Source organism: Cetobacterium sp. (assembly GCF_048470075.1).
In the GTDB taxonomy this organism is placed as follows: Bacteria; Fusobacteriota; Fusobacteriia; order Fusobacteriales; family Fusobacteriaceae; genus Cetobacterium_A.
The window spans coordinates 1-3,320 of the sequence record NZ_DBGBQB010000286.1 but is presented as its reverse complement, the minus strand read 5'-3'; the positions used below and the strand labels follow the sequence as shown (position 1 = coordinate 3,320).

4 protein-coding genes are annotated in these 3,320 nt (G+C 30.1%); all 4 read left to right on the top strand.

From position 1 onward, the window contains the following. Positions 1-39: 39 nt before the first annotated feature. The gene (locus ACMOUI_RS10155; RefSeq protein ID WP_418965583.1) at positions 40-846 is read left to right on the top strand and encodes an ABC transporter permease; all 807 of its coding nucleotides are present in this window, start codon (positions 40-42) and stop codon (positions 844-846) included. 8 nt (positions 847-854) lie between these two features. Continuing rightward, entirely contained in the window at positions 855-1,838 is a 984-nt protein-coding gene (locus tag ACMOUI_RS10150; protein ID WP_418965582.1) for an ABC transporter ATP-binding protein, read from the top strand. Beyond that, entirely contained in the window at positions 1,828-2,508 is a 681-nt protein-coding gene (locus ACMOUI_RS10145; protein ID WP_418965581.1) for an ABC transporter ATP-binding protein, read from the top strand. Before ACMOUI_RS10150 ends, ACMOUI_RS10145 begins: the two co-directional genes overlap by 11 nt. 328 nt (positions 2,509-2,836) lie before the next feature. Beyond that, positions 2,837-3,127, top strand: a complete 291-nt coding sequence (locus ACMOUI_RS10140) for a hypothetical protein (RefSeq protein WP_418965580.1) — start codon at positions 2,837-2,839, stop codon at positions 3,125-3,127. Positions 3,128-3,320: the final 193 nt, after the last annotated feature.

The following is a 3,320-nucleotide window of genomic DNA, read 5'->3' as shown; positions in this document are numbered from 1 at the left end:
TAGTATAATTGATCCTAGAATCAGAAAGGGAGGCGATAGATGATGAATATTAAAAAAAATACTAACCTGAAAATAGGCTTACTAATTATTGGAACTCTTCTTTTTTTTATGATTTTAAGTCTTTTTTGGACTCCATATGATCCCTATTTAATTGATGAGGTCAATAGATTAAAACCTCCATCTTTAAAACATATTTTAGGGACTGATCAGTTGGGAAGGGATATTTTTTCCAGAGTTATGATAGCTTCTCAGGGAGCTTTCTATGTTGGACTAATAGCCGTTTTTATTGGAGGGATTATCGGAAGTTTTCTAGGTACAATATCAGGTTATTTCTCAAATTGGATTGATGAGATTATCTCCAAAATTATTGATGCATTTATGTCAATCCCATCGATTTTATTTCTTCTGGTTTTTATAACAATATTTGGAAAAGATCTTAAAAATACTGCAATATCCATTGGGATTTTAAATATTCCAACTTTTTTTAGAGTGAGCAGGGGAAAAGTTATGGAGATAAAAAACCTTCCATATATAACTTGGGCTAAAATTATGGGTATTAAAGAGATTAAAATTATCTTCTCCCATATTTTTCCAAACATGTTATCCACTGTAATTGTTGTAGGAGCTCTATCCTTTTCTACGGCAATTTTAACTGAAGCCAGTTTGAGCTATTTAGGTATGGGAGTGAATCCTCCTCAACCAACTTGGGGAGAGATTATATATAGAGCTCAAGAGTACATTACCACAAATCCATATTACGCTTTTGTTCCTGGAGTTTTAATCAGTCTTGTTGCCATTGGTTTTAATCTCCTTGGAGAAGGTATTAAAGAGTATATTAAAAAATAGGAGCATATATGATAATTTTAAAAGTAAATAATCTATCTATAGAGGAGATTTCTAAAATTAATAGAGTTGTTGTTGATGAGATATCCTTCTCATTAAAAAAAGGGGAATCCCTAGGTATTGTAGGAGAAAGTGGCAGTGGAAAAACTGTTACAGCCATGAGTCTTTTAAATCTTTTATCAGATGATTTAAGAGTTTCAAGAGGAACTGTTGAATTTTTAGGAATGAATATCTGTAAAAGTTCAGAAAAGGAGTTAGAAAAAATCAGAGGCAACCAGTTCTCTATTATTTTCCAAAATCCTATCAGTTCTCTAAATCCTCTGATGAAAGTGGGAAAACAGATTCTAGAAGTTATAAAAAAACATCAAAACCTAAATAAAAAAGAGGAGCTCAATAGAACTTTTGAGGTTTTATCTGATGTTGGATTTAAAGATAATTTTTTAGAGATATTTAATAAATATCCCCATGAACTCAGTGGAGGGCAGGGACAACGAATTGGCATAGCTATGGCCATTGCCAACAATCCTAAGATTATCATTGCTGATGAACCAACTACCGCATTGGATAAGGATATAGAGTGTCAAATTTTAAAGCTATTAAAAGATATACAGAAGAAATATAATACATCTATTATCCTGATTTCTCATGATTTAGAGGTCATTAAAAACTTTACTGATAACTCTCTTATCATGTATTTTGGACAAATTGTTGAAAGCGGTCCTACAAAAGAGATTTTTTCCTCTCCCTATCATCACTACACTAAAGGTCTTTTAGATTCACTCCCTAGAAATTTTAAAAAAGGGGAACCGATTAAAGTTATGAAGGGTGGAATTCCTGATATAAATGACCGTATAGAGGGGTGTTTTTTCTCGCCTAGATGTCCTATGGTCACAGAGTTTTGTAAAAAAAATAGAGTTGATTATACCTTAACTGAGGGAAATAGTAGAGGGATTCGTTGCATAAATCCACTAAAGGAAATTGATTATGAAAAATAAAGTAATTTTAAAAGTGAAAAATCTAAATAAAAAATTTAAAAACTCTACAATTTTAGAGAGTATAAATTTTGATGTATTTCAAGGGGAAACTCTAGGAATAGTTGGTCCCAGTGGATGTGGTAAAAGCACCTTTGGTAAAATACTGCTTTTACTTCTACACCCTGATTCTGGGGAGATTATATATGAGGATAAAAACATCTTTAAATATAGCAAAAAGGAGGTTTTAGAGTTTAGAAAGGATATTCAAATGGTTTTACAAGATCCCTATCTATCCCTTAATCCTAAAAAAACTATCGGTTGGCACCTAAATCAACCACTGGATATATTAAACTATTCCAAAGATGAAAAAATGGAAAAGATAATCTCTATGATGGAACTTGTTGGATTATCTAAGGATTATTTAACAAAATATCCCAATCAATTGAGTGGAGGACAAAAACAAAGAGTTTTGATTTTAACATCTTTACTTATAAATCCTAAAATCATTGTTTTAGATGAGTCTGTATCAGCACTGGATATCTCTGTTCAAGCTCAGATTTTAAATCTTCTAATAGATATACAAAAGAGGTTAAATCTAACCTATATTTTTATTTCACATGATATTGATGTTATAAGATATATGTGTGATAGAGTCATATCTCTAGAAAATGGAAAGGTTACATATCTATAGATATCCATACTTACTATAGTGAACCACCACCTTACTATAATAAAAAAGGCTCTGCCACTTTTGTGACAGAGCTAATTTTTTGATATAATAGTTACACCATGTATACTATTAAACAAATTTTTACTTCTATCAGTTATACTAATATTTTAAATGTTCAAATAGACTATCTTAGATTGAGTACTTTAAAGATACTTTTTTCTAAGATAGTTTTTTATTTCAAATATTTGTCTAAACGTTCCTCGAATTCTATAGATAGCATTCTTAGAATTCCTTCCCAACCTCTTACTTTTTGATTCCATTTTTTTAGAATATTTTTACTAGCAAGATAATGAAAAAGGAACTTGCTTCTATCAAGGAGGAAAATGAAATATGCGGTTGGGAATTTTCAAAAAATATGACCACTGACATTGTAATTAAAGCATTAAAAAAACTAGTATCAAACGTAGAAAAAAGCTATCAGAAGCAATTATTCATACGGATGTACACAAGTAAAGACTATGTAGCTGCAGTCCTAGAATTAGGTTGTAAATTATCATATTCTAGAAAAGGGAATCTAAATCTTGTTGTGGATGTAAGGCAAATTGCCTCCTCTAGTTATTCTAATAACTTTTCATTATGAAAAATAAACTATTATTTCATCTGTCATTTCCCAAACTCAATCCACTTATCTTCTTTTTTTTCAAAAATTACTACTTTACTGTTTAGATTTAATTCTTTTAACAAAATAGATGAATAATTAAAAATATCATCAAACTTCAAAAATTCTTTAGATTCAATTATTTTATCTTGTTCAATTAGTTCAATTTTATACA